Consider the following 1,007-nt stretch of genomic DNA (forward strand, 5'->3'; position numbering starts at 1 on the left):
CAGACCGACAAGGTCCGCGTCGCGATCGTCGGCGTCGGCAACTGCGCGAGCAGCTTCGTCCAGGGCGTCCAGTACTACCGCGACGCCGATCCCGCCGAGCGCGTGCCGGGCCTGATGCACGTCGACCTCGGCGGCTACCACGTCTCCGACATCGAGTTCACCGCCGCCTTCGACATCGACTCCGACAAGGTCGGCAAGGACCTCTCGGAGGCGATCTGGGCGGGCCAGAACAACACGATCAAGTTCGCCGAGGTGCCGAAGCTCGACGTCCCCGTCGAGCGCGGGATGACCCACGACGGGCTCGGCAAGTACCTCAAGCAGAAGATCGAGAAGGCGCCCGGCGAGACCGCCGACATCGTGCAGATCCTCAAGGAGACGCGGACCGACGTCGTCGTCAGCTACCTGCCGGTCGGATCAGAGCAGGCGACCAAGTGGTACGTCGAGCAGGTGCTCGAGGCCGGCTGCGGCTTCGTCAACTGCATCCCGGTCTTCATCGCCAAGGAGGCCTACTGGGCCAAGCGCTTCCGCGAGAAGGGGCTGCCGATCGTCGGCGACGACATCAAGTCGCAGGTCGGCGCGACGATCGTCCACCGCCAGCTCGCGCGCCTGTTCGCCGACCGCGGCGTCAAGATGGTCCACACCTCGCAGCTCAACGTCGGCGGCAACATGGACTTCTTCAACATGCTCGAGCGCGAGCGGCTTGAGTCGAAGAAGATCTCGAAGACCAACGCCGTCACCTCGATCATGGACGAGGAGCTGCCGGCCGACGACGTCTACATCGGCCCGTCCGACTACGTCCCGTGGCTGACCGACCGCAAGTGGGCCCACATCCGCGTCGAGGGCCAGGCGTTCGGCGACGTCCCGCTCAACGTCGAGATGAAGCTCGAGGTCTGGGACTCGCCCAACTCGGCCGGGATCGTGATCGACGCCGTCCGCTGCTGCAAGCTGGCGCTCAACCACGGCGTCGGCGGACCGCTCGAGGAGCCGTCCTCCTACCTGATGAAGTC

At 66.3% G+C, this 1,007-nt stretch carries 1 protein-coding gene; it reads left to right on the forward strand.

Annotation, left to right across the window (positions count from 1 at the left end; genetic code table 11):
- Positions 1-1,007: inositol-3-phosphate synthase (locus tag VJ464_23035; GenBank protein ID HKQ08019.1), on the forward strand; the 1,007-nt coding region annotated here is incomplete at both ends.

This window comes from Blastocatellia bacterium (assembly GCA_035275065.1).
Lineage (GTDB): Bacteria > Acidobacteriota > Blastocatellia > UBA7656 > UBA7656 > DATENM01.